The sequence below is a fragment of the Klebsiella sp. Q2 genome, from assembly GCF_009900705.1.
Taxonomy (GTDB): domain Bacteria; phylum Pseudomonadota; class Gammaproteobacteria; order Enterobacterales; family Enterobacteriaceae; genus Klebsiella; species Klebsiella quasipneumoniae.
Map to the genome: position 1 here is coordinate 432,938 of NZ_JAAABE010000003.1, position 21,503 is coordinate 454,440.

The following is a 21,503-nucleotide window of genomic DNA, read 5'->3' on the forward strand; positions in this document are numbered from 1 at the left end:
CTGTGCAGCGCAAGTTTGTTAATGATGAGGTTCGTGAATGCCCCGCAGTTTATGGTTCAAGATTTTTGTTGTGCTGGCCGCCCTCTGGGCGCCGTTTAGTCAGGCCGACACCGGATGGCAGCCTGTTCAGGAGACGATCCGCAAAAGCGAAAAAGATACGCGTCAGTATCAGGCGATCCGTCTTGATAACGACATGGTCGTGCTGCTGGTTTCCGATCCGCAGGCGGTGAAATCGCTGTCGGCGCTGGTGGTGCCGGTGGGATCCCTGCAGGATCCGGCCGATCATCAGGGGCTGGCGCATTTTCTGGAACATATGACGCTGATGGGGTCACAAAAATATCCCCAGCCTGACAGTCTGGCAGAGTTTCTTAAACTGCACGGCGGCAGCCATAACGCCAGCACCGCGCCCTACCGCACCGCGTTCTATCTCGAAGTGGAGAATAATGCGCTGGACGGGGCCGTAGACCGCCTGGCGGATGCCATTGCCGCGCCGCTGCTGGATAAAAAATATGCCGACCGCGAACGTAACGCGGTCAACGCCGAGCTAACCATGGCCCGGACGCGAGACGGGATGCGCATGGCCCAGGTCAGCGCAGAAACCATTAACCCGGCTCACCCGGCGGCCCACTTCTCTGGCGGCAACCTCGAGACGCTCAGCGATAAGCCCGGCAGCCCGGTACTTGATGCGCTGCATACCTTCCGCGATAGCTGGTACTCCGCCAATCTGATGAAGGCGGTGATCTACAGCAACAAGCCGTTGCCGGAGCTGGCGCGCATGGCCGCTGACACCTTTGGCCGCGTGCCGAATCGTCAAATCAGCAGGCCGGAAATAAGCGTGCCGGTGGTAACCGATGCGCAAAAAGGCATCATTATTCACTATGTGCCGGCGATGCCGCGTAAAGTGCTGCGCGTCGAGTTTCGCATCGACAACAACAGCGATCGCTTCCGCAGCAAAACCGATGAGCTGGTCACTTACCTGATCGGCAACCGCAGTCCGGGGACGCTCTCCGACTGGCTGCAAAAGCAGGGACTGGCGGAAGGCATCCGCGCGGATTCTGACCCGGTGGTGAACGGCAACAGCGGCGTGCTGGCGATCTCTGCCACCCTCACCGATAAAGGCCTGGCGCACCGCGACGAAGTGACGGCGGCCATATTCAGCTACCTCGACCTCCTGCGTACCCAGGGCGTCGACAAACGTTACTTTGACGAGCTGGCGCATGTGCTGGCGCTGGATTTCCGCTATCCGTCGATCAACCGTGACATGGATTACGTGGAATGGCTGGCGGATACCATGATCCGGGTGCCGGTCGAGCATGCGCTGGACGTGGTCAACATTGCCGATCGGTTCGACCCGCAGGCGATCAAAGACCGGCTGGCGATGATGACCCCGCAGAACGCGCGCATCTGGTATATCAGCCCGCAGGAACCGCATAACAAGACCGCCTATTTTGTTGATGCGCCGTATCAGGTGGATAAGATCGGCGAGCAGACCTTCGCTGACTGGCAGCAAAAGGCGCAGGCTATCAAGCTGCAGCTGCCGGTGCTCAACCCCTATATTCCGGATGATTTCACCCTCGTCAAAAGCGATAAAGCCTGGCCGCACCCCCAGCTGATCCTCGATGAACCGACGTTGCGGGTGGTTTATGCCCCGAGCCAGTATTTCGCCAGCGAACCGAAGGCGGATATCTCCCTGGTGCTGCGTAATCCCCAGGCGATGGACAGCGCTCGCCGGCAGGTGATGTTTGCCCTCAACGATTATCTCGCCGGCATCGCCCTCGATCAGCTTAGTAACCAGGCGGCGGTCGGCGGCATTTCGTTCTCCACCGGCGCCAATAATGGGTTAATGGTCAATGCCAACGGCTACACCCAGCACCTGCCGGCGCTGTTCAGCGACCTGCTGCAGGGATACTTCAGCTATACGCCCACCGAGGAGCAGCTGGAGCAGGCCAAATCGTGGTATGCGCAAATGATGGATTCCGCTGAGAAGGGCAAAGCCTACGATCAGGCGATAATGCCGATCCAGATGGTCTCCCAGGTACCGTATTTCCAGCGCGAAGTACGCCGGGCGTTGCTGCCTTCCATCACTTTGCAGGAGGTGCTCGACTACCGCGCCAACCTGAAAACCAAGGGGCGCCCTGAACTGATGGTGATCGGCAATATGTCCGCCGATGCCGCCACGACGCTGGCTCGCCAGATCCAGCAGCAGCTGGGCGCTGACGGCAACGAATGGTGCCGCAATAAAGATGTAGTGGTGAACCGGCAGCAGCTGGCGATCTTCAACAAAACGGGCAACAGCACCGACTCTGCGCTGGCCGCGGTGTTCGCACCGCCCAACGTGGATGAGTTCAGCAGCACCGCCGCCAGCACCCTGCTGGGACAGATTATTCAGCCGTGGTTCTATAACCAGCTGCGTACCGAAGAGCAGCTCGGCTACGCGGTCTTTGCCTTCCCGATGAACGTGGGACGTCAGTGGGGCATGGGCTTCCTGCTGCAAAGTAGCGATAAGCAGCCGGCTTTCCTCTGGCAGCGGTTCCAGGCCTTCTTCCCCACCGCGGAGGCGAAGCTGCGGGCGATGAAGCCGGAAGAGTTTGCCCAGCTCCAGCAAGCGGTGATAAGCCAGATGATGCAGGCGCCGCAGACGCTGGGCGAAGAGGCATCGAAACTGAGCAAAGATTTCGATCGCGGTAATATGCGTTTTGATTCACGTGATAAAGTAGTGGCTCAGATTAAACTGCTGACGCCGCAAAAACTTGCTGACTTCTTCCATCAGACGGTGGTGGAGCCGCAGGGCATGACGATATTGTCCCAGATTTCCGGTAGCCAGAATGGCAAAGCGGACTATGCCCAGCCGGCAGGCGGCAAAGTGTGGGAAAACGTCAGCGCATTGCAGCAATCCTTACCCCTGATGCGAGAGAATGAATGACCGACACCGCTGAGTCTTTGGATCCCCTGCGCTTGCCCTTGAGGGGCGAGCGCCTGATAGAAGCCTCTGCGGGCACCGGAAAAACCTTTACCATCGCCGCGCTGTATCTGCGGCTGCTGCTGGGGCTGGGCGGCGAGGCCGCCTATCCCCGCGCCATCAGCGTTGAAGAACTGCTGGTGGTGACCTTTACCGAGGCGGCGACTGAAGAGCTGCGCGGGCGTATCCGCAGCAACATCCACGAACTGCGCATCGCCTGTATGCGCGGTGAATCCGATAACCCGCTCTACAGCGCGCTGCTGGCGGAGATCGTCGATAAAGAGGACGCCGTAAAGACATTGCTGCTGGCTGAACGGCAGATGGACGAGGCGGCGGTGTTCACCATCCACGGTTTTTGCCAGCGGATGCTGAGCCTTAACGCCTTCGAATCGGGCATGCTGTTCGAGCAGCAGCTAATAGAGGATGAATCCCGCCTGCGCTATCAGGCCTGCGCCGACTTCTGGCGCCGTCACTGTTATCCGCTGACCCGCGATATCGCGGCGGTGATCCACGATGTCTGGAAAGGGCCGCGCGATCTGCTGAAGTCCCTTGACCGCTGGCTGCAGGGCGAAGCGCCGCAGCTTAAGTCGCCGCCAGCCGCCGACGAGACGCTGGCCGAACGCCATCAGCAAATCATCGACCGCATTGACTCGCTCAAGCAGCAGTGGCGCGAGCAGGTGGGCGAGATCGAAGGCGTGCTTGAAGATTCGGGTCTTGACCGGCGGAAGTTCAATCGCGGCAACCAGGGCAAATGGCTTGAGAAAGTGACCGCCTGGGCGCAGGAAGAGACGTTGAGCTATCAGTTACCCGACGCGCTGGAAAAATTTGCCCAGTCGTTTCTGCTTGAGCGTACCAAAGCCGGTGGCGAACCGCCCTTACATCCTCTGTTTAGCGCCGTAGAATCGCTGCTGGCCTCGTCGCTGACGCTCACCGATCTGGTGCTGGCGAGAGCGATGGTCGAGATCCGCGATGCGGTCGCGCGCGAAAAGCGCCGCCGCGGCGAGCTGGGGTTTGACGATATGCTCAGCCGGCTTGACGAGGCGCTGCGCGGCGACAGCGGCGAGGCGCTGGCTAGCGCCATTCGCCAGCGTTTTCCGGTGGCGATGATCGACGAATTTCAGGATACCGACCCCCAACAGTACCGGATTTTCCGCCGTATCTGGCGCCAGCAGCCGGAGACGGCGCTGCTGCTGATCGGCGATCCGAAGCAGGCCATCTACGCCTTTCGCGGCGCCGATATCTTTACCTATATGAAAGCGCGCGGCGACGTTGCCGCGCACTATACGCTAGACACCAACTGGCGCTCCTCGCCGGGCATGGTGGGCAGCGTCAACCGGCTGTTCAGCCTCAGCGATAACCCCTTCATGTTTCGCGAGATCCCGTTCCTGCCGGTGAAGGCGGCGGCGAAGAACCAGGGGCTGCGCTTTACCGTTGACGCGGCGGACGTACCGGCGATGAACGTCTGGTTGATGCCCGGCGAGACCGTGGGCGCCGGCGATTATCAGACGTTTATGGCGCAGCTCTGCGCCACGCAGATCCGCGACTGGCTGAGCGCCGGCCAGCAGGGGCGCGCGCTGCTGTGGCGTGGGGAAACCTCGCGCCCGGTGCAGGCTTCGGATATTACCGTGCTGGTGCGCAACCGGCTGGAGGCGGCGCAGGTGCGTGAAGCGCTGCAGACGCTGGGCATCCCTTCGGTCTACCTCTCCAACCGCGACAGCGTTTTTGAGACGCTGGAGGCCCAGGAGCTGCTCTGGCTGCTGCAGGCGGTGTTGTCCCCGGAGCGGGAAAATACCCTGCGCAGCGCGCTGGCGACCTCGATGTTTGGCCTGACCGCGCTGGATATTGAAAATCTCAATCAGGATGAGCAGGCGTGGGACGCGCTGGTGGAGGAGTTCAGTGAATATCGCCAGATCTGGCGTCAGCGCGGGGTGATGCCGATGCTGCGGGCGCTGATGACGGCCCGGCATATCGCCGAGAACCTGCTGGCGACCCGGGGCGGCGAGCGGCGCTTAACCGACATATTGCACATCAGCGAACTGCTGCAGGAGGCGGCCAGCCAGCTGGAAAGCGAGCATGCCCTGGTGCGCTGGCTGACGCAGCATATCGCCGAGCCGGACAGCAACGCTGCCAGCCAGCAGATGCGTCTGGAAAGCGATAAGCACCTGGTGCAAATCGTCACTATTCATAAGTCAAAAGGGCTGGAATATCCCCTGGTCTGGCTGCCGTTTATCGCCCGGTTTCGCAAACAGGACCAGGCGTTCTATCACGATCGCGAGACGTTCGCGGCGGTGCTGGATCTGGGCCAGGATGAGGCCAGCCTCGAACTGGCGGAGGCGGAGCGGCTGGCGGAAGATCTGCGCCTGCTGTACGTCGCCTTGACCCGCGCGGTCTGGCACTGCAGCCTCGGCGTAGCGCCCCTCAGCAGCCGAAAGTCCGGCAACAGCGATTTTCATCTAAGCGCCCTGGGGCGGCTGCTGCAGGCGGGCGAAGCCATGGATGCCGCCGGGCTGGCCGCGCGCTTAGCGGACTTCTGCCATGGCGATATTGCATTGCAGAGGCCGGGCGAGCTGGATCTGACCCCGTGGCAGGCGCCGGCGGCGAGCATCCCCCCGCTGTCGGCGCGCGAGCTGCGGCGCCGCATCGCCGATGACTGGCGGGTAACCAGCTATTCCGGTCTGCAGCAGCATGGCTTCAGCAGCGGGCAGGATCTGCTGCCACGTCTGGATATCGATGCCGTCGGCGTCGGCGAGGTGGTGGAAGAGCCGCAGCTGACCCCGCACCAGTTCCCGCGCGGCGCTGCGCCGGGGACCTTCCTGCACAGTCTGTTTGAGGAACTGGACTTTACCCAGCCGGTGCCGGACGGATGGATGGCGGAGAAACTGCAGCTGAGCGGGTTTGACGCACAGTGGGCGCCGGTGCTGACCGACTGGCTGGGGGGCGTGCTGAAGACCCGCCTGCCGGGGCCGGATATCGCGCTCAATCAGCTTGCGGCGCGGGATAAACAGGTGGAAATGGCATTTTACCTGCCCATCGCGCAGCTGCTGACGGCGGAGCGCCTTGATGCGCTTATCCGCCAGTACGATCCCCTTTCCGCCGACACGCCGCCGCTGGATTTCCGCCAGGTGCGCGGCATGCTGAAGGGTTTTATCGATCTGGTCTTCCGCCACGAAGGCCGCTATTACCTGCTGGATTACAAATCCAACTGGCTGGGGGAAGATCGCGAGGCCTATACCCGGCCGGCGATGGAGCAGGCGATGCGGGCCCACCGCTACGATCTGCAGTATCAGCTGTACAGCCTGGCGCTGCACCGCTATCTGCGCCACCGGCTGGCCGATTACGACTATGACCGCCACTTCGGCGGCGTGATTTATCTCTTCCTGCGCGGCATGGACGGTCAGGAGGGGGGGCAGGGGATCTTCACTACCCGGCCGGTGCGACCGCTGATTGACGGTCTGGATCAGCTTTTTGCCGGAGAAACTCAGGAGGAGGCCTCATGACTTTTGATCAACTACTGCTGGCGGCGGTGGAGCAGCGTCTGCTGCGGCCGCTGGACGTCCAGTTTGCCCTGATGGTGGCGCAAAACGACCCGCCGGCGGTCAAGCTGGCGGCGGCCTTGCTGAGCCGTGATGCCGGAGAGGGGCACGTGTGCCTGCCGCTCTCGCGGCTGAGCGGCGACGAGGCGCTGAGCGGGAAAGCGGGGGAGATCCGCGATCGGCTGCTGGCCGACGCCGGCGCGCCGGAGGACTGGCCCGCGCTGCTGCTCGCTTCGTCGGCGGTGAGCTGCGGCGATGCCCCGGCGCCGATGATTTTATGCGGCGACCGGCTCTATCTGAACCGGATGTGGCGCAACGAGCTGACCGTCGCCCGCTTCTTCAACGAAGCCAACCGGGTGCTGGAGATGGATGAGACCCGGCTGGCGGCAACCCTCAATGCCCTGTTCCCTGCCACCGGCGAAACCGACTGGCAAAAAGTGGCCGCGGCGGTGGCGCTGACCCGCCGCATCTCGGTGATCTCCGGCGGTCCCGGGACCGGGAAGACCACCACCGTGGCCAAACTTCTGGCGGCGCTGATCCAGATTGAAGATAGTCCGCGCTGTCGTATTCGTCTGGCGGCGCCGACGGGGAAAGCGGCGGCGCGCCTGACCGAATCGCTGGGCGCGGCGCTGAGAAAACTGCCGCTGACCGACGCGCAGAAAGCGTTGATTCCCACCGAGGCCAGCACGCTGCATCGTCTGCTGGGCGCCCAGCCAGGCAGCCAGCGCATGCGCTATCACGCCGGCAACCCGCTGCATCTCGACGTGCTGGTGGTGGATGAAGCCTCGATGATCGACCTGCCGATGATGTCGCGGCTCATCGACGCGCTGCCGGCTCACGGGCGGGTGATCTTCCTCGGCGATCGTGACCAGCTGGCCTCGGTAGAAGCGGGGGCGGTGCTGGGGGATATCTGCGCCTGGGCGAGCTCGGGCTACACCGCCGCGCGGGCGCAGGAGCTGACCCGGCTGACCGGTTCGCCGGTACCAGCGGGCGAGGGGGCTATCGCTGGCGCGCTGAGAGACAGCTTGTGCCTGCTGCAAAAGAGCTATCGCTTCGGCAGTCACTCCGGCATCGGGAGCCTGGCGCGGGCGGTGAACGCTGGCGCGCGCGCGGAGGTGAAGGCCACGCTGCGCCAGCCGTTTGACGATATCGCGCTTCATCCCCTCAGTACGACCGAAGAGTACGAAGCCATGCTCGGCGCGGCCCAGCAGGGCTATGAGCACTACCTGCAGCTGCGCCGCGAGCGGGTGGAACCGCAGGCCATGCTGGCCGCCTTCAGCGAATTTCAGCTGCTGTGCGCGCTGCGGGAAGGGCCGTACGGCGTGAGCGGCGTCAATGAGCGGCTGGAGCAGCGGCTCAACCGCCAGCGGGCGATCGCCCTGCCGCGCCACTCCCGCTGGTATGACGGCCGGCCGATTATGATCGCGCGCAACGACAGCGCGCTGGGGCTGTTTAACGGCGATATCGGCATTGCCCTGGAGCGCAACGGCGAGCTGCGGGTATGGTTCCTGATGCCCGACGGCGCCATCAAGTCGGTGCAGCCGAGCCGCCTGCCGGAGCATGACACCGCCTGGGCGATGACCGTGCATAAATCGCAGGGCTCCGAGTTCGACCATGCGGCGCTGATCCTGCCGGCGCGCAGCGTTCCTCTGGTGACACGCGAACTGGTCTATACCGCGATCACCCGCGCAAAACGGCGATTGTCGCTCTATGCCGACGAGCAGGTGCTCTCCCAGGCCATTGTGACCCGCACCGAGCGGCGCAGCGGCCTGGCGGAGATTTTCGCCGGGCGTGAAGCCCCCTGAGACGCCGGGTCCGGGCGATGGAAAATGCTGCAGCCGTTGCCCGGGCTGGCGGAAAAATCAGTAACTGAAGAACAGAGGGATAAGCCAGAGCGCCGAGATCGAGTTCATGGCGAAAAAGCGGACTGCTGCGCCGCCGGCCAGCGGTGGGGTGGAACAGCGGGCACAAAAAATCACCAGCGAGGAGATGAGAAGATTCATGCCGGACGTCAGGGCCAGCAGAAATAATATCGCCACGGCGGCGCCAAGCGCGGCATAGCCATTCTGATGATGGCGCTGGTTGTCCCAGAGCAACAAAATCAACAGCAACCACGGATAGAGGGCGACCGCGGCGGTAATGAGGTTGATATGTCTGACCAGCCAGTTCGGTTGGGTTTCCATTCGTTAAGCGATCCTTGCAGGGCGGGTGGTGGCCGTGGCGCCAGTCGATATCCTGTCGACAGCCAGTAGCATATCGGTGAGCCAGCGAGAAAGATATGGTCTGCGCGGAAACCAGGAATTTAGCCCGCGTGCCGCACGTCAGATCGGCGCGAAGAGGGGGATACCGGCCTCGGGGATAACGCGATGAGCGTCGCGCTATCCCGGGCCGTTAGAAAGGGGGGAGAAGGAGCTAAGCGAGGTCGGCCATCAGCACCTTCGACCGGCGCTGATAGTTATACATTTGCTTTTTACTCTCCGGCAGCAGGTCGATATCCACCGGCGTGAAGCCGCGCTCCTGGAACCAGTGGATGCTGCGGGTGGTTAACACGAACAGCTTGCTCAGGCCCATCTGTCTGGCCTGGGCGGCAATACGCTCCAGCAGCACCTCTCCCCGCGACGAGCTCCGGTAATCCGGATGCACCGCCACGCAGGCCATTTCGCCGATCTTCTCTTCCGGGAAAGGATAGAGGGCGGCGCAGGCGATGGTGGTGTTATCGCGCTGAATAATGGTGAACTTGTCGATCTCCATCTCCAGCTGTTCGCGGGAGCGGCGCACCAGGATGCCCTGCTGCTCCAGCGGGCTTATCAGCTCAAGAATACCGCCGATATCGTTGATGGTCGCCCGACGGATCTGCTCCGCGCTCTCCATGACGATCTGGGTGCCGATGCCGTCGCGTGAGAACAGCTCCTGCAGCAGCGCGCCATTTTCCTGATAGCTGATCAGGTGGCAGCGCCGCACGCCGCTGCGGCAGGCCTTCACCGCCCCGCGCAGGAAGCGTACGGTGCCAGAGTTATAATCTTCGTCCGCTTCCAGCTCTTCGACGCGGGCCTGCGCTTCATTGGGGAACAGTTCAGAGACAATTTCCCCGGCCTGGTTGTAAACCCCTTGCGAAGAACAGAAGCCGATCATTTTCTCCGCCTTCAGCTTGATGGCCAGCTGGGTGGCGATCTCCTCCGAAGTCAGGTTAAAGCTCTCGCCGGTGACCGACACCGCGACCGGCCCCATCAGGACAATGGCGCCGCTGTCGAGCTGGCGATGAATCGCCTCTTCGTCAATGCGGCGAATGCGCCCGCTGTGGCAATAATCGACGCCGTCATCGACGCCCAGCGGCTGGGCGATGATAAAGTTGCCGCTGACGACATTGATATGGGCCCCCTGCAGCGGGGTGTTGTTGAGGCTCATCGACAGGCGGGCGGTGATCTCCAGCTGCAGCATCCCCGCCGCCTGCTTAACCAGCTCCAGCGTTTTGGCGTCAGTCACTCGCGTCTGCTTGTGATAGACCGGCTCGTGGTGGTGCTCGGCGAGATTAGCGTCAATCTGCGGGCGGGCGCCATAGACCACCACCAGGCGAATGCCCAGGCTATGCAATAGTCCTATGTCATTGACAATATTTGAAAAATTTTCATGTTCAATGGCTTCGCCGCCCAGCATGATGACAAACGTTTTTCCCCGATGGGCATTTATATAGGGAACAGAATGGCGGAATCCTTCTACCAGTTCAGTGCGACGTTCCTTCACCATGACAAACCCTCAATGCATGATTATTCGTAATTATTGTATTTCTATTCTGTTTTGCCGTTAAACGCAAGCCCCAATTTGAGGCTAAGCCACGAAAAACATGTGACCCGGCGCAGGGTGTCAATGAATGTTTACCCTTTTATAGATGACAGGTTATATGCCTTTCGTTAAAGTTTCTGGTCAATCTGTTTGTTTTGGGTATAAATGCGTTTTTATTGCTTGGGAGTGGCATGTCGGGAAACAACTCTGGATTAAGCCGTCGCCGTCTGCTGCAGGGCGCGGGCGCCATGTGGTTAATGAGCGTGAGCCCCGTTGGGCTGGCCGCCGCCGCGCGGGTGGTCGCTGTTCGCGTCTGGCCAGCATCGACCTACACGCGCGTCACGGTGGAATCGAATCATGTGCTGAAATACCGGCAGTTTGCCCTCAGTAATCCGGAACGGGTGGTGGTGGATCTGGAAGGGGTTAATCTCAACTCGGTGCTGAAAGGCATGGGGGGGCAGATCCGCGATGACGATCCCTTTATTAAGTCCGCCCGCGTGGGCCAGTTTGATCCGCAAACCGTGCGCATGGTCTTCGAGCTCAAGCAGAACGTTAAGCCGCAGCTGTTTGCCCTCGCGCCGGTAGCTGGCTTTAAAGAGCGTCTGGTGATGGATCTCTACCCCGCCAACGCCACCGATGTTCAGGATCCGCTACTGGCGCTGCTCGAGGATTACAACAAAGGCGATCTGGAGCGACAGGTGCCGCCGGCGCAAAGCGGGCCGCAGCCGGGCAAAGCCGGGCGCGACCGGCCGATTGTCATCATGCTCGATCCCGGCCACGGCGGCGAAGACTCCGGCGCCGTGGGCAAGTATCGCACCCGCGAGAAAGACGTGGTGCTGCAAATTGCCCGCCGCCTGCGGGCGCTAATCGACAAAGAAGGCAATATGAAGGCCTATATGACCCGCAACGAAGACGTGTTTATCCCGTTGAAGGTGCGTGTCGCGAAGGCGCAGAAGCAGCGCGCCGACCTGTTCGTTTCGATTCACGCCGACGCTTTTACCAGCCGCCAGCCCAGCGGCTCCTCGGTGTTTGCGCTCTCCACCAAGGGGGCCACCAGTACCGCGGCAAAATATCTCGCCCAGACGCAGAACGCCTCGGATCTGATCGGTGGGGTCAGCAAGAGCGGCGATCGCTATGTCGACCACACCATGTTCGATATGGTGCAGTCCCTCACCATCGCCGACAGCCTCAAATTTGGTAAGGCAGTGCTGGAGAAAATGGGCAATATCAATAACCTGCACAAGAACCGGGTAGAGCAGGCGGGCTTTGCGGTGCTGAAGGCGCCGGATATCCCCTCCATTCTGGTGGAGACGGCGTTTATCAGTAACGTGGAAGAGGAGCGGAAGCTGAAAACGGCCAAATTCCAGCAGCAGGTAGCCGAGTCGATCCTCGCCGGGATTAAAGCCTACTTCGCCGACGGCGCGACGCTGGCCCGCCGCGGATAACCACACAGGAAAGGGACATGGCCTTACTGAAAAGCGCCCATGGCGGCAATATCCGCGAGGCCGCCGCCCTGCTGGGCATTGCGCCCGGCGAACTGCTGGACTTTAGCGCCAACATCAATCCGCTGGGAATGCCCGCCTCGCTCAGGCAGGCGATCGTCGACAATCCCGGCTGCGCCGAGCGCTACCCTGACGTTGAGTATCAACAGCTGCATCAGGCGCTGGCGGCCCACCATCGGCTGCCGGCGGCGCATATCCTCGCCGGCAACGGCGAAACTGAATCGATCTTCACCCTTGTCCACGGCCTTAAGCCGCGGCGGGCGATGATCGTCATTCCCGGATTCGCAGAGTACCGGCGCGCGCTGCAGACTGTGGACTGCGAGGTGGTGGAGTATGCCCTGCAGGAGCGCGATGGCTGGCAGCTGACCGACGGGATCCTCAATGCTCTCACGCCGGCGCTGGACTGCCTGTTTCTCTGCACCCCGAACAACCCCACTGGTCTGCTGCCGGAGCGTGGCCTGCTGGAAGCCATTGCGCAACGCTGTCGGGCGCTGAATATCAGCCTGATCCTCGATGAAGCCTTCCTCGACTTTATTCCCGATCAGCCGGGGTTTATTCCCCTGTTGGCGCAGTATCCGCACGTCTGGGTTCTGCGCTCGCTGACCAAATTTTATGCTATTCCGGGGCTGCGTCTAGGCTACCTGCTCAACGCTGACGCCCGGGCGGTGGCCCGGCTGCGCGAGCGACAAATGCCATGGTCAATCAATGCCTATGCCGCTCTGGCAGGGGAGATCATTCTTCAGGACCGGGCGTATCAGCGGGCCACCTGGCAGTGGCTGCAGGAGGAGGGAGCGCGTTTCTACGCGCAGCTTCAGGAGATGGCCGGGCTGACCGTGTGGCCCGGGCGCGCGAACTACCTGTTCTTGCGCTGTGACAGACCCGATCTTGACCTGCAATACGCCCTGCTGCGCCAGCACGTGTTGATCCGCAGCTGCGCCAACTACCCGGGGCTGGATAGCCGCTATTTCCGGGTGGCGATCCGCAGCGCCGGCGAAAACGACCAGCTGCTGGCGGCGCTGCGCCGGGCGCTGGCCTGAGCCCTACTGCAGGGTGACGCCCCCCGGCACCATCGCCAGCAGATGCTGTTGCGGCCAGTGGGCGGCGATGCCGCGCTCTGCCAGCCGCCATTGCAAAAAATCCACGTCATGACGACGGCGGTCCAGCAGCAGGCCGACGACGCTGCCGCTGTGCGCCACGTTGAGGCCATACAATCCTGCGCTTTCCACCAGCTCCAGCAGCGCGTCAAACCCCGGCTTGGGCAACAGCCGCTGGCTGGCGATGGCGCTAATAGTGGCCGCTTCGCCCAGCAGCTGCGGGCTGCCATGCTGGCAGGCCTGCTGCACTTTCTCCCACGCCAGCTGCAGCCGGGAGGCGTTAGCCAGCAGACCCGCCTCGCGCGGCAGCTGATGGTAGTCGGTGGTACGCAGCGTCAGCGGGCTCTCCAGCACTAACAGGTCGAGCGCCGGTGGCGCAGGGCAGGCGATTTGGGTAGCGGCGGTATTATGATCGAACAGCGTCAGTTGGTGGAACAGGGTGCTGTCGGTGGGCTCCAGCGCGACGCACAGACGCGCCAGCGTCGGCTCATCCAGCGCGTGGCCCAGATGCTGGGCGGTGGCCACCGCGGTGGCGGCGATATCGGCGGTGCTGCTGGCCATCCCTTTGGCTACCGGGATCGTCGAGTGCAGGGTGATGCGGATCTGCTGACTCAGCGCCGCCGGGTAGCCCCAGTGGGCCAGCAGCTGGTCGACCATCGCCCGCGACAGCGGCCGCTCATCGTTGCGCGGTTTGCCGGTCTCGACCTCGACGGTGCTGTACCAGTCCACCGGGCAGGAGATCAGCTTCTCGCTGCCGAGGATCCAGCCCTGGATAAGTTCTCCGCACGAGGCGGGACATTGTGCAACGGCCACGTTTTCACCTTTCCGCTTACCTTCGCCAGGGCGCATAGTGGCACGGCGACCCGCCGGTTACCATGATTCTCCGCAAAGGGGAGAGGCGTCGTTTAGGCTGGTACCGCCAGCTCGCGCGCCTGCGGCAGCGCCAGGCGCATCACATCGCGGGCGATCATCAGCTCTTCATTGGTATTGATCACCGCCACTTTGACCATCGCATTTTCGGCCTGAATAAAGGTGGCGTTGTGCTGGTTTTTCTCTTCATCGACCGAGAGCCCAAGGAAATTCAGGTTATGGCAGATGGCGCTCCTGGCTCGGGCGGAGTTTTCGCCGATGCCGCCGGTAAAGATCAGCGCGTCCAGGCCGCCCATCTGCATAATATAGCTGCCGATAGTGGCGCGAATGCGCTCAGCAAACAGCGAGAGCGCCAGGGCTGCCTGACGATTACCGCTGTCCGCCGCCTGCTCGACATCGCGATAATCGTGCGAGACGCCGGAAACGCCCAACAGGCCGGACTCGTTATTCAGCAGCTGATTCAGCTGCTCCGGCGTTTTACCCTCATGCAGCGCCAGCCACGGTAAAATTGAAGGGTCGATATCGCCGCTGCGGGTGCCCATCATTACCCCGGACTGCGGCGTAAAGCCCATCGAGGTATTCACCGAACGCCCGCCTTTGATGGCGCAAACGCTGCTGCCGTTGCCGAGATGGCAGCACACCACGCGCAGGGCGCTCAGCGGCACGCCCAACTTTTCCGCCAGCGTCGCGCTGACGTACTTATGGCTGGTGCCGTGGAAGCCGTAACGGCGAATGCCCAGCTCGCTGTAGTAGCGCCACGGCAGCGGATAGATAAAGGCGCGCTCATCCAGCGTCTGGTGAAAAGCGGTATCAAACACCGCCACCGACGGCGCGTCGGGCAGCAGCTGGCGGAACACTTTGATGCCTAAGGCATTTACCGGGTTATGCAGCGGGGCCAGCTCTGCCAGGCGCTCGATTTCCGCTAAGGTTTCATCGGTGACCGGCGTCGAATCCTTAAAGCGCTCCCCGCCGTGCGCCACGCGGTGGCCGACGCCATCGATATCCTGCAAGCTCTGGATAATCCGATGGTTGAGGAGCTTTTCAAGCAGCAGGGTGACGGCTTCACGGTGATCGGCGATCGGCGCCGTCTCCTGCCATTTCTGCTCCGGCGTTTTGAGAGTCACCTGGGCGTTTGCCATGCCGATACGTTCGATTAATCCCTGGCAGAGCATGTCGCCCTGCGGCATCTCCAGCAGCTGGAATTTTAACGATGAACTGCCGGCGTTAATGGCCATGATTTTGTAAGACATCATAAAGGTTCCTTCGAATTCAGAAAATCCAGCACGGCGTCGAGACCTGAATTATTCAGCGCGCTGGTAACAAAAATCTGCCGGGCGCCAGCCTGCTTAAGCCACTCTCCGATAAGCGAGATACGCTGCGGGTCAGCGAGGTCAGCTTTGGTGACCAGGCCGATGGTCGGGCGATTCATCGGGACGGTAAACCCCGGAGAAAACGGCGACCACTGGGCATCGGCATTCAGCACCAGCGCGATAACGTCGGCCTCGCAGGCGCTGGTTAACAGGGCGCTATAAAGGCAGCGGTTCTCCAGATATTCGCCCGGCGTGTCGATGGCCATTGGCGACCACTCAATAGCCTGGGTTTTCTTGTAATGGAGCGCTTCACCTCGCAGACCCTGGGTGAGCGAGGTTTTCCCACACTGGCTGGGACCGATAAGCATCAGACGTTTCATCGCGTTACGTCCGGGTGATAGTGCAGGTTGTAAACTGCATCATTTCACCCAGCGTGCGCGTCACCTGCTTGAGGGCATACTCGACGGCGGAAACGTCGCCGGTCAGCACCACGGCGCCGGTAAAGCGGTCAAGAAAACCAATTTCTACTGCGCCGGATTTAGTGGCGATATCGCAGGCGATAATCGACGCCTCGCTGGGCGTAATGGTGAGGATGCCAATGGCGGATACCGCATCCTGCAGACCCAGCTTCTTAAAGAGATCTTTCCCCGGATTGGCAATCAGGTGCGCGAGGGTAACCTGTTTCCCGGGAACGTATTCCTGAATCATGCGATCCGTTGTTGGCTGTCTTTCCATCATCCCTCCACCATCTGTCGCCACATGGCTTCATGCGGGCGCGGGATCACCGAGCGGTAAACCAGCAGCCCTTTTTCGCCCGCGCTTTCGCTGGCAACCGTCACCGCGTTGTTGACGTCAGAAACGTCGCCCGCCACCACCATGTAGCATTTACCCCCGATGCCGAAAGCCATATGCACCCGCACCAGGGTGACGTTTGAGCCTTTTACCGCCCGGTCAGCGGCGCTGATGCAGGCCGCCACGCTCCAGGTTTCGACGATACCTATCGCCTGACGCTTATCGACGTTATTCAGGCCGCTGATGGCCGGAAGTACGCTGGGATGAATATTCGCCAGCACCAGGCTGTCGACGAGCATCTCACCGGCCTGCGACGTACCGGTTTCAATGGCCTGTTGGACAGCGCCGATATCGCCGCCAAGCATCAGTAAAAACTTCCCCGGACAGATGGTCTTGCTGACCAGCAGATTAACGTTGGCGCTTTTCAGCATCGCATCGCCGAGTTCCATCCCTTTGGCAATGCTGGTGAGTTCTAAAATTCCTATAGCCTGAGACATGGTTAACCTCTTACCACCGTGATGGCCTGTTCGCTGATGGCCGCAATAACGCCGTCAATACTGGCGTGAATCGGCGCGCCTAATGCGCCTGCCGGAACATCGGCAATGCATTGCCCGCGCGTAACGCGCTCCCCGACGGTGACATTCGGCACCGCACCGGCGCCGATATGCTGGCGCAACTGCAATGTCACTTCTTCTACTGACGGTTCCTCTTCAACCAGCGGTGCTTCCTGGTACCAGGGGCTTAATCCCAGTTTGGCGATCAGTCGCTTCACCGGCACCAGGCGATATTTTGCCATTTCGTCAGCGGGATAGAGCGGCCCTTCGTAGCGCTGGTTTTGCGCGCGCAGCTCGCGTTTTAGCATGCGGTTGATGCGCATCGGCGAGATCCCGACCGGACAGGCCACGCTTTCGCAGACGTTGCATTCCGAGCAGGTAAGGGCGCTAAGCAGCAGCTGCGGCGTGGCGGCCTGATGAAAGTTCACCGCCCGCACCAGCAGGTGCGGAGAGAGTTCGTGGCCGATCAGGTGTCGTGGGCAGAGATCGGTGCATAGCCGGCACTGCTCGCAGACGGTGCGCGCCACGGAAAGCACCGTGCGCTCGTCCTGCATTCTCCGCTGAATAAGCGGATGGCTTTTCGGCAGCACCAGCAGGCCGCCGGTGGTTTTTGTCACCGGGTTATCGAGAGAGGCAATCAGGCCGCCCATCATCGGACCGCCGTTAATAAAACCGGGGTCGTCGACCGTCGCGCCGCCCGCCAGCGCCAACACTTCGCGCAGCGGCATGCCAATAGGGACGGTGATGGTGAGTGGCTTCGCGACCGCGCCGTTTACGGTCAGCGTACGGCGAGTGACCGGAAACTGCTGTTCAACCGCCCGGGCAATATTGAGGACCGTTTGCACGTTATTGACCACCACGCCGACGCTGGCTGGCAGCGCGGCGGGCGCGACCCGGCGACCGGTAGCCATCCAGATGGTCAGCACCTCATCGCCCGCGGGATAGACATCCGGCAGAATATGCAGACGGATACCGGCAGGCAGCAGCGGGGTAAGGGCGTCGATAGCCCGGCGGTATTTTTCTTTCAGGGCAATGACCCCTTCGCGCGCGCCGGTTGCCGTCATCGCGTACTGCACGCCGCGCACAAGGCGCGCAGCCTGCTGCCACATCAGCTGTTGGTCGACCTTGAGCATCGGTTCGCACTCGGCGGCGTTGACCAGAAAAATCTCTACCTGCGCCTGTAGCTTAACGTGGGCGGGAAACCCCGCGCCGCCCGCGCCGACGACGCCTGCTGCGCGCACGCGCTCGCGGATTTCATCGGCGCTATGGGAGATTTCAACGCTGTTGATGGCGGCGCTCATAGCAGTTCCTCCAGCAGTTCCCTGATTTCTTCAGCGCAGGCTGGACGCGGGTTGGTGCGTAGCGTGACGTCCGCCAGCGCGGCCTGCACCATTGCCGGAATACGCGCGGAAAAGTCGGATCTTCCTTCTTTAAGCGCAACGGCCAGTGAAGGCAGCGCACAGCTCTGCTTGAGTCGTTCGATCTGCTGAATCAGCGCATTGATCGCTGTGACGTCGTTGGCCTCTGCCGGGCAAAAGCCGCAGGCTTTGGCCAGCCGCGCATAGCGTTTGCCAGCGCGGGGAACAGCGGCGTTAAAGCGGATAACCGTGGTTAACAGCAGCGCGTTTGCCAGGCCATGCGGCAGATGAAACTGCCCGCCAAGCTGGTGGGCAATAGCGTGATTAAGCCCCAGTCCCGCCTGGCTGAAGGCCATCCCGGCGAGGGTTGAGGCGTTATGCATTTTCCCGCGCGTCGCCACGCAGTCGCCTTTTTCTACCACCGTGGGCAGATACTGGAACACCAGTTTGGCGGCTTTTTCCGCCAGCGCGTCGGTAAAGTCGCTGGCGTGCGGCGAAACCCACGCCTCCAGTGCATGGGTCAGCACGTCCATACCGGTGTTGGCCGTAATCTGCGGCGGTACGCTGACCACCAGCTCCGGGTCCAGGATCGCCATATCCGGATACAGCGCATTGTTGAACAGTGGATACTTAATGCCTTTATCCGGGTCGCTAATTACGCAGGCGCTGGTCACTTCCGAGCCGGTGCCGCTGGTGGTTGGTATGGCCACGCAGGTTTCGATGTTGATGCCGCTCTGCTGGCTGAACCAGACGATAGCTTTCGCCGCGTCCATTGCCGAACCGCCGCCGAAGCCGATGACCACCTGCGGACGCAGGGCCTGCATTTGCGCAATCCCCTGCACCACGGTATGGATAGTAGGGTCCGGCGTTATCTCGCTAAAGACGCTGATGCGGTTATCTGCGGGCAACGCGTTACGCAGGGTATCCAGCAGCGGCGAGCGCGCCAGAAAGCCATCGCAGATTATCCAGATGTGCTTATTGGTAAAGCGCTTGAGCACCGCCAGACTGCCATGACCGCTGTACAACCGCGTTTGTAGTGAGAAAGTATTCATCGCGACCTCGGTTAGCGGATGGAAAAGCCGTTGGTCAGCACGCAGCGCCGGGAGCGGGCAAAGGTGCGCGCCGAGGTTGTCCCTTCACCGGTTGGCGTGGCAATGGTAAAGGTGGTAAAACCTTCGCCGCCGACGCCGATCCCGGCATAAGAGGGGCCGTTCTTGACGAAAATCGAGGTTTGCAGGGTGCGGGCCGCAAGGTTCAGGCGCGATACGTTCTGCGAGTGCATAATGGCGGTATGATGCAGACCCTCTTCAACCTTCAGCGCCAGCGCCAGCGCGCTATCGAAATCGCGGACTTTCACTACCGGCAGCATCGGCATCAGCTGTTCGCTGGTGACCCACGGGTCATCGGCGTTGACGATAGCAATCAGCAGACGCGGCGCTTTCGCCGGCACGGCGATCCCGGCCGCTTCCAGCATGGCCGACGGGCTTTTGCCGACCAGTTTTTTGTTCGCCTGGCCTTCAGGCAGGCAGGCGGCGCGGAGTTTGTCGGTATCGGCTGGACTGAGCAGCAGTGCGCCGAAGGTTTGCATTTGCTGCACCAGGCGTTCCGCCACGCTCTCCACCACAATCAGGCTCTTCTCGGCGATGCAGGGCAGGTTGTAATCGAACGAAGCGCCGTTGATGATATCTTCCGCCGCTTTTACCAGATCCGCCGTTTCATCAACGATACAGGGCGGGTTGCCCGCGCCAGCGCCAATGACTTTCTTACCGCTCTTCATGCCCATCGCCACAATGCCCGGGCCGCCGGTAATGGCCAGAACCGCAATGCGCGGATGGGCCATCATCTGCTGGGTCGCTTCAAAGGTTGGTTCCGCTACGGTGACCACCAGATTGCGGATGCCGCAGCAGCGGAAAACAATCTCTTCAATCAGGCTGATGAGCTTGAGAGAGACCTTTTTCGCTCCCGGATGCGGGCTGAAGTAGACGCTGTTGCCCGCCGCCAGCATGCTGATGCTGTTGTTGATGATGGTTTCCGTCGGGTTGGTGCTCGGCGCGACGGAGCCGATAACGCCAAACGGCGAATATTCAAAGAGCACCATGCCGCCGTCGCCGGTCAGCGCGGTGGTGGTGAGGTCTTCTACGCCCGGGGTATTGTCGAGCGCGGCCTTGTTTTTCAGGAATTTATCTTCTTTGTTGCCCATCCCCGTTTCATTGGCGCTCTCTTCCGCCAGCGTCGCCAGCAGCGGCGTCAGCTCCTGACGTATTGCGCTGATAATGGCGCTGCGGGTTTTTAGCGGGCACTGCTGATAACGTAAGAACGCCTGGTGCGCGGCGTCGATAGCCTCGCTGACGGACTGAAAAATCCCTTTGCCCTGAGGCTGGACCGGCGTTTGCGCTGGCGTGGTTAATTGCTCGCTAAGAATGGTGCGAATCAGGGTTTCGAGTTCAGAAGTATTCATTGATGTGTTCCCACGTTAATAGCCGCGATGGCGGTCTGTGCTATGTCCATGTCCTGCTCAACGCTGCCGCCGCTGATGCCAAGACCCCCAATTAATAAGCCGTCGCGCCACAGGGCGTAACCGCCGCCAAAGGTGACCACTTTTCCCTGTAAATGCGTTTCCAGACCGTAAAGCGCCGCGCCCGGCTGAACGACATCGCTCAGCTCATGGGTCGCCGTTTTCATCGCCACCGCGGTCCAGGCCTTTTTCGGCGCCAGTTCGCTGCTGACCAGCAGGGCGTCCGGCATCCGCCAGGTGACGGTTTCCGTACCGTGGGCATCAACGATGCTAATCACCACCGGCACCTGAAGCTGCTGCGCGCGCTCAACCGCGGCGCGGGTGAGCTGGTGCAGATCGTGGAATGAGAGTGCCACGGGCGTCGTCTCCTTGCTGTGGCTCGGCTGGCTGGCGGCCAGATAGCGCCTGCTAACCTCACGAATAATATTGTTCTGGTGCGCATCGCTATCTTCCGCGCGGGCCAGGGCGTACAGGCAATCTGATAAGCGGTTGATGTAGCGCATCAGCACCTGGCGTACGTTGACTTCCGCCGCCAGCTCAACCAGACGGCGTTCGGCGCGGCGGGCCAGCGTGCGGGCAAAATGCAGGCGGCTCGCGGCTTCGCAGCGGCCGGGTAAAATAAAGCTATGCAGCGGTTCGACGCGGGCCATGGCCCGATCGATGGCGGCTTGCAGGGCGGAAATCTCTTCGCTGCTGATGTAGCGCTGTTTGGGCGACGGCTGCTCGCTGTCGCTGGCCAGTTCTGCGCTAAACCAGAATATTTGCTGCTGGATGGCTTCGAGCAGGGCGCGGTGATTTTCATCCGCGGCGGCGCAGGCGCACAGGCTCAGCGCGGCGTTCAGTTCGTCCAGCGTGCCGTAGGCTTCAACCCGCGGGTGCGTTTTGCTCACCCGCTGGCCGGTAAAGAGTGAGGTGGTGCCAGCGTCGCCCGTTCGGGTATAAATCGCCATATTCGCTCCTTAACGTGAAAGCGTATCGACAATGCCGACAACGGCGAGGTCGATGGCCTCGTTTGGCCCGGAAAAAACGTGCCTGGCGCTGGAGCCGCCGCTGAGCAGAACCAGCTCGCCGATCCCCGCGCCGACGGAATCGACGGCGACTTCATCGCCGGAGGTGGGGGAGGCGGGGAGTTCGCCATCGGCGCTGACCCGCCGCACCAGCAGCAGCTTTTTGCCGATCAGGGAAGGCGATTTTTGCGTGGAGACAACCGCGCCCGTGACTCGTGCCAGATGCATG

At 61.6% G+C, this 21,503-nt stretch carries 17 protein-coding genes; 5 read left to right on the forward strand and 12 right to left on the reverse strand.

Features of this window, described 5'->3' with window-relative positions; all coding sequences use genetic code 11:
• Positions 1 to 37: 37 nt before the first annotated feature.
• The 3 genes from ptrA to recD are packed head-to-tail and all read left to right on the forward strand — an operon-like array spanning position 38 to position 8,297.
• On the forward strand, positions 38 to 2,923 hold the full coding sequence (gene ptrA / locus GT756_RS13850; RefSeq protein WP_135699207.1) for a pitrilysin: 2,886 nt from the start codon (positions 38 to 40) through the stop codon (positions 2,921 to 2,923).
• Positions 2,920 to 6,456: an exodeoxyribonuclease V subunit beta gene (gene recB / locus GT756_RS13855; protein ID WP_160124846.1), complete on the forward strand. Its 3,537-nt coding sequence runs from the start codon at positions 2,920 to 2,922 to the stop codon at positions 6,454 to 6,456. The genes ptrA and recB overlap by 4 nt, the downstream gene beginning before the upstream one ends.
• Positions 6,453 to 8,297: an exodeoxyribonuclease V subunit alpha gene (gene recD / locus GT756_RS13860; RefSeq protein WP_135699203.1), complete on the forward strand. Its 1,845-nt coding sequence runs from the start codon at positions 6,453 to 6,455 to the stop codon at positions 8,295 to 8,297. Before recB ends, recD begins: the two co-directional genes overlap by 4 nt.
• A 57-nt stretch (positions 8,298 to 8,354) precedes the next feature.
• Here the strand turns inward: recD and GT756_RS13865 are convergent, their stop codons facing one another.
• Positions 8,355 to 8,675, reverse strand: a complete 321-nt coding sequence (locus GT756_RS13865; protein ID WP_017899229.1) for a hypothetical protein — start codon at positions 8,673 to 8,675, stop codon at positions 8,355 to 8,357.
• 229 nt (positions 8,676 to 8,904) lie between these two features.
• A complete protein-coding gene (gene argA, locus GT756_RS13870; RefSeq protein WP_004149616.1) occupies positions 8,905 to 10,236 on the reverse strand; it encodes an amino-acid N-acetyltransferase in 1,332 nt (443 codons plus the stop codon).
• 227 nt (positions 10,237 to 10,463) lie between these two features.
• Between argA and amiC the strand changes: the two genes are divergently transcribed.
• Positions 10,464 to 11,717 carry an N-acetylmuramoyl-L-alanine amidase AmiC gene (amiC, locus tag GT756_RS13875; RefSeq protein ID WP_017899228.1) on the forward strand — a complete coding sequence of 418 codons (1,254 nt, stop codon included), beginning with the start codon at positions 10,464 to 10,466 and terminating at the stop codon, positions 11,715 to 11,717.
• A 17-nt stretch (positions 11,718 to 11,734) separates the two neighbouring features.
• A complete protein-coding gene (cobD, locus tag GT756_RS13880; RefSeq protein ID WP_043520857.1) occupies positions 11,735 to 12,811 on the forward strand; it encodes a threonine-phosphate decarboxylase CobD in 1,077 nt (358 codons plus the stop codon).
• Between the two features lie 3 nt (positions 12,812 to 12,814).
• On the opposite strand, the gene GT756_RS13885 is transcribed toward cobD, so the two are convergent.
• The 10 genes from GT756_RS13885 to pduN all read right to left on the reverse strand — a co-directional run bounded on the left by GT756_RS13885 (position 12,815) and on the right by pduN (position 21,502).
• The gene (locus GT756_RS13885; RefSeq protein WP_135683225.1) at positions 12,815 to 13,681 is read right to left on the reverse strand and encodes an L-threonine kinase; all 867 of its coding nucleotides are present in this window, start codon (positions 13,679 to 13,681) and stop codon (positions 12,815 to 12,817) included.
• Between the two features lie 92 nt (positions 13,682 to 13,773).
• On the reverse strand, positions 13,774 to 14,988 hold the full coding sequence (locus tag GT756_RS13890; RefSeq protein ID WP_004205466.1) for an acetate/propionate family kinase: 1,215 nt from the start codon (positions 14,986 to 14,988) through the stop codon (positions 13,774 to 13,776).
• Positions 14,988 to 15,428, reverse strand: a complete 441-nt coding sequence (gene pduV / locus GT756_RS13895; protein WP_004205468.1) for a propanediol utilization protein PduV — start codon at positions 15,426 to 15,428, stop codon at positions 14,988 to 14,990. Before pduV ends, GT756_RS13890 begins: the two co-directional genes overlap by 1 nt.
• A gap of 4 nt (positions 15,429 to 15,432) precedes the next feature.
• Positions 15,433 to 15,783 carry a propanediol utilization microcompartment protein PduU gene (pduU, locus tag GT756_RS13900; RefSeq protein WP_004205469.1) on the reverse strand — a complete coding sequence of 117 codons (351 nt, stop codon included), beginning with the start codon at positions 15,781 to 15,783 and terminating at the stop codon, positions 15,433 to 15,435.
• Positions 15,783 to 16,337, reverse strand: a complete 555-nt coding sequence (gene pduT, locus GT756_RS13905) for a propanediol utilization microcompartment protein PduT (RefSeq protein ID WP_049115775.1) — start codon at positions 16,335 to 16,337, stop codon at positions 15,783 to 15,785. The genes pduU and pduT overlap by 1 nt, the downstream gene beginning before the upstream one ends.
• Positions 16,338 to 16,339: 2 nt before the next feature.
• Positions 16,340 to 17,695 (reverse strand): cobalamin reductase PduS, encoded by a 1,356-nt coding sequence (pduS, locus tag GT756_RS13910; protein ID WP_160124847.1) that lies wholly within the window; start codon positions 17,693 to 17,695, stop codon positions 16,340 to 16,342.
• Complete coding sequence (gene pduQ, locus GT756_RS13915; RefSeq protein WP_135699197.1) at positions 17,692 to 18,804, reverse strand: 1-propanol dehydrogenase PduQ; 1,113 nt, start codon at positions 18,802 to 18,804, stop codon at positions 17,692 to 17,694. The genes pduS and pduQ overlap by 4 nt, the downstream gene beginning before the upstream one ends.
• An 11-nt stretch (positions 18,805 to 18,815) precedes the next feature.
• Positions 18,816 to 20,210, reverse strand: coding sequence for a CoA-acylating propionaldehyde dehydrogenase PduP (gene pduP, locus GT756_RS13920; protein ID WP_004205473.1), 1,395 nt, complete (start codon positions 20,208 to 20,210; stop codon positions 18,816 to 18,818).
• Positions 20,207 to 21,217, reverse strand: a complete 1,011-nt coding sequence (pduO, locus tag GT756_RS13925; protein WP_160124848.1) for a two-domain cob(I)yrinic acid a,c-diamide adenosyltransferase PduO — start codon at positions 21,215 to 21,217, stop codon at positions 20,207 to 20,209. The genes pduP and pduO overlap by 4 nt, the downstream gene beginning before the upstream one ends.
• Positions 21,218 to 21,226: 9 nt before the next feature.
• The gene (gene pduN / locus GT756_RS13930) at positions 21,227 to 21,502 is read right to left on the reverse strand and encodes a propanediol utilization microcompartment protein PduN (RefSeq protein WP_000549823.1); all 276 of its coding nucleotides are present in this window, start codon (positions 21,500 to 21,502) and stop codon (positions 21,227 to 21,229) included.
• Position 21,503 lies beyond the last annotated feature (1 nt).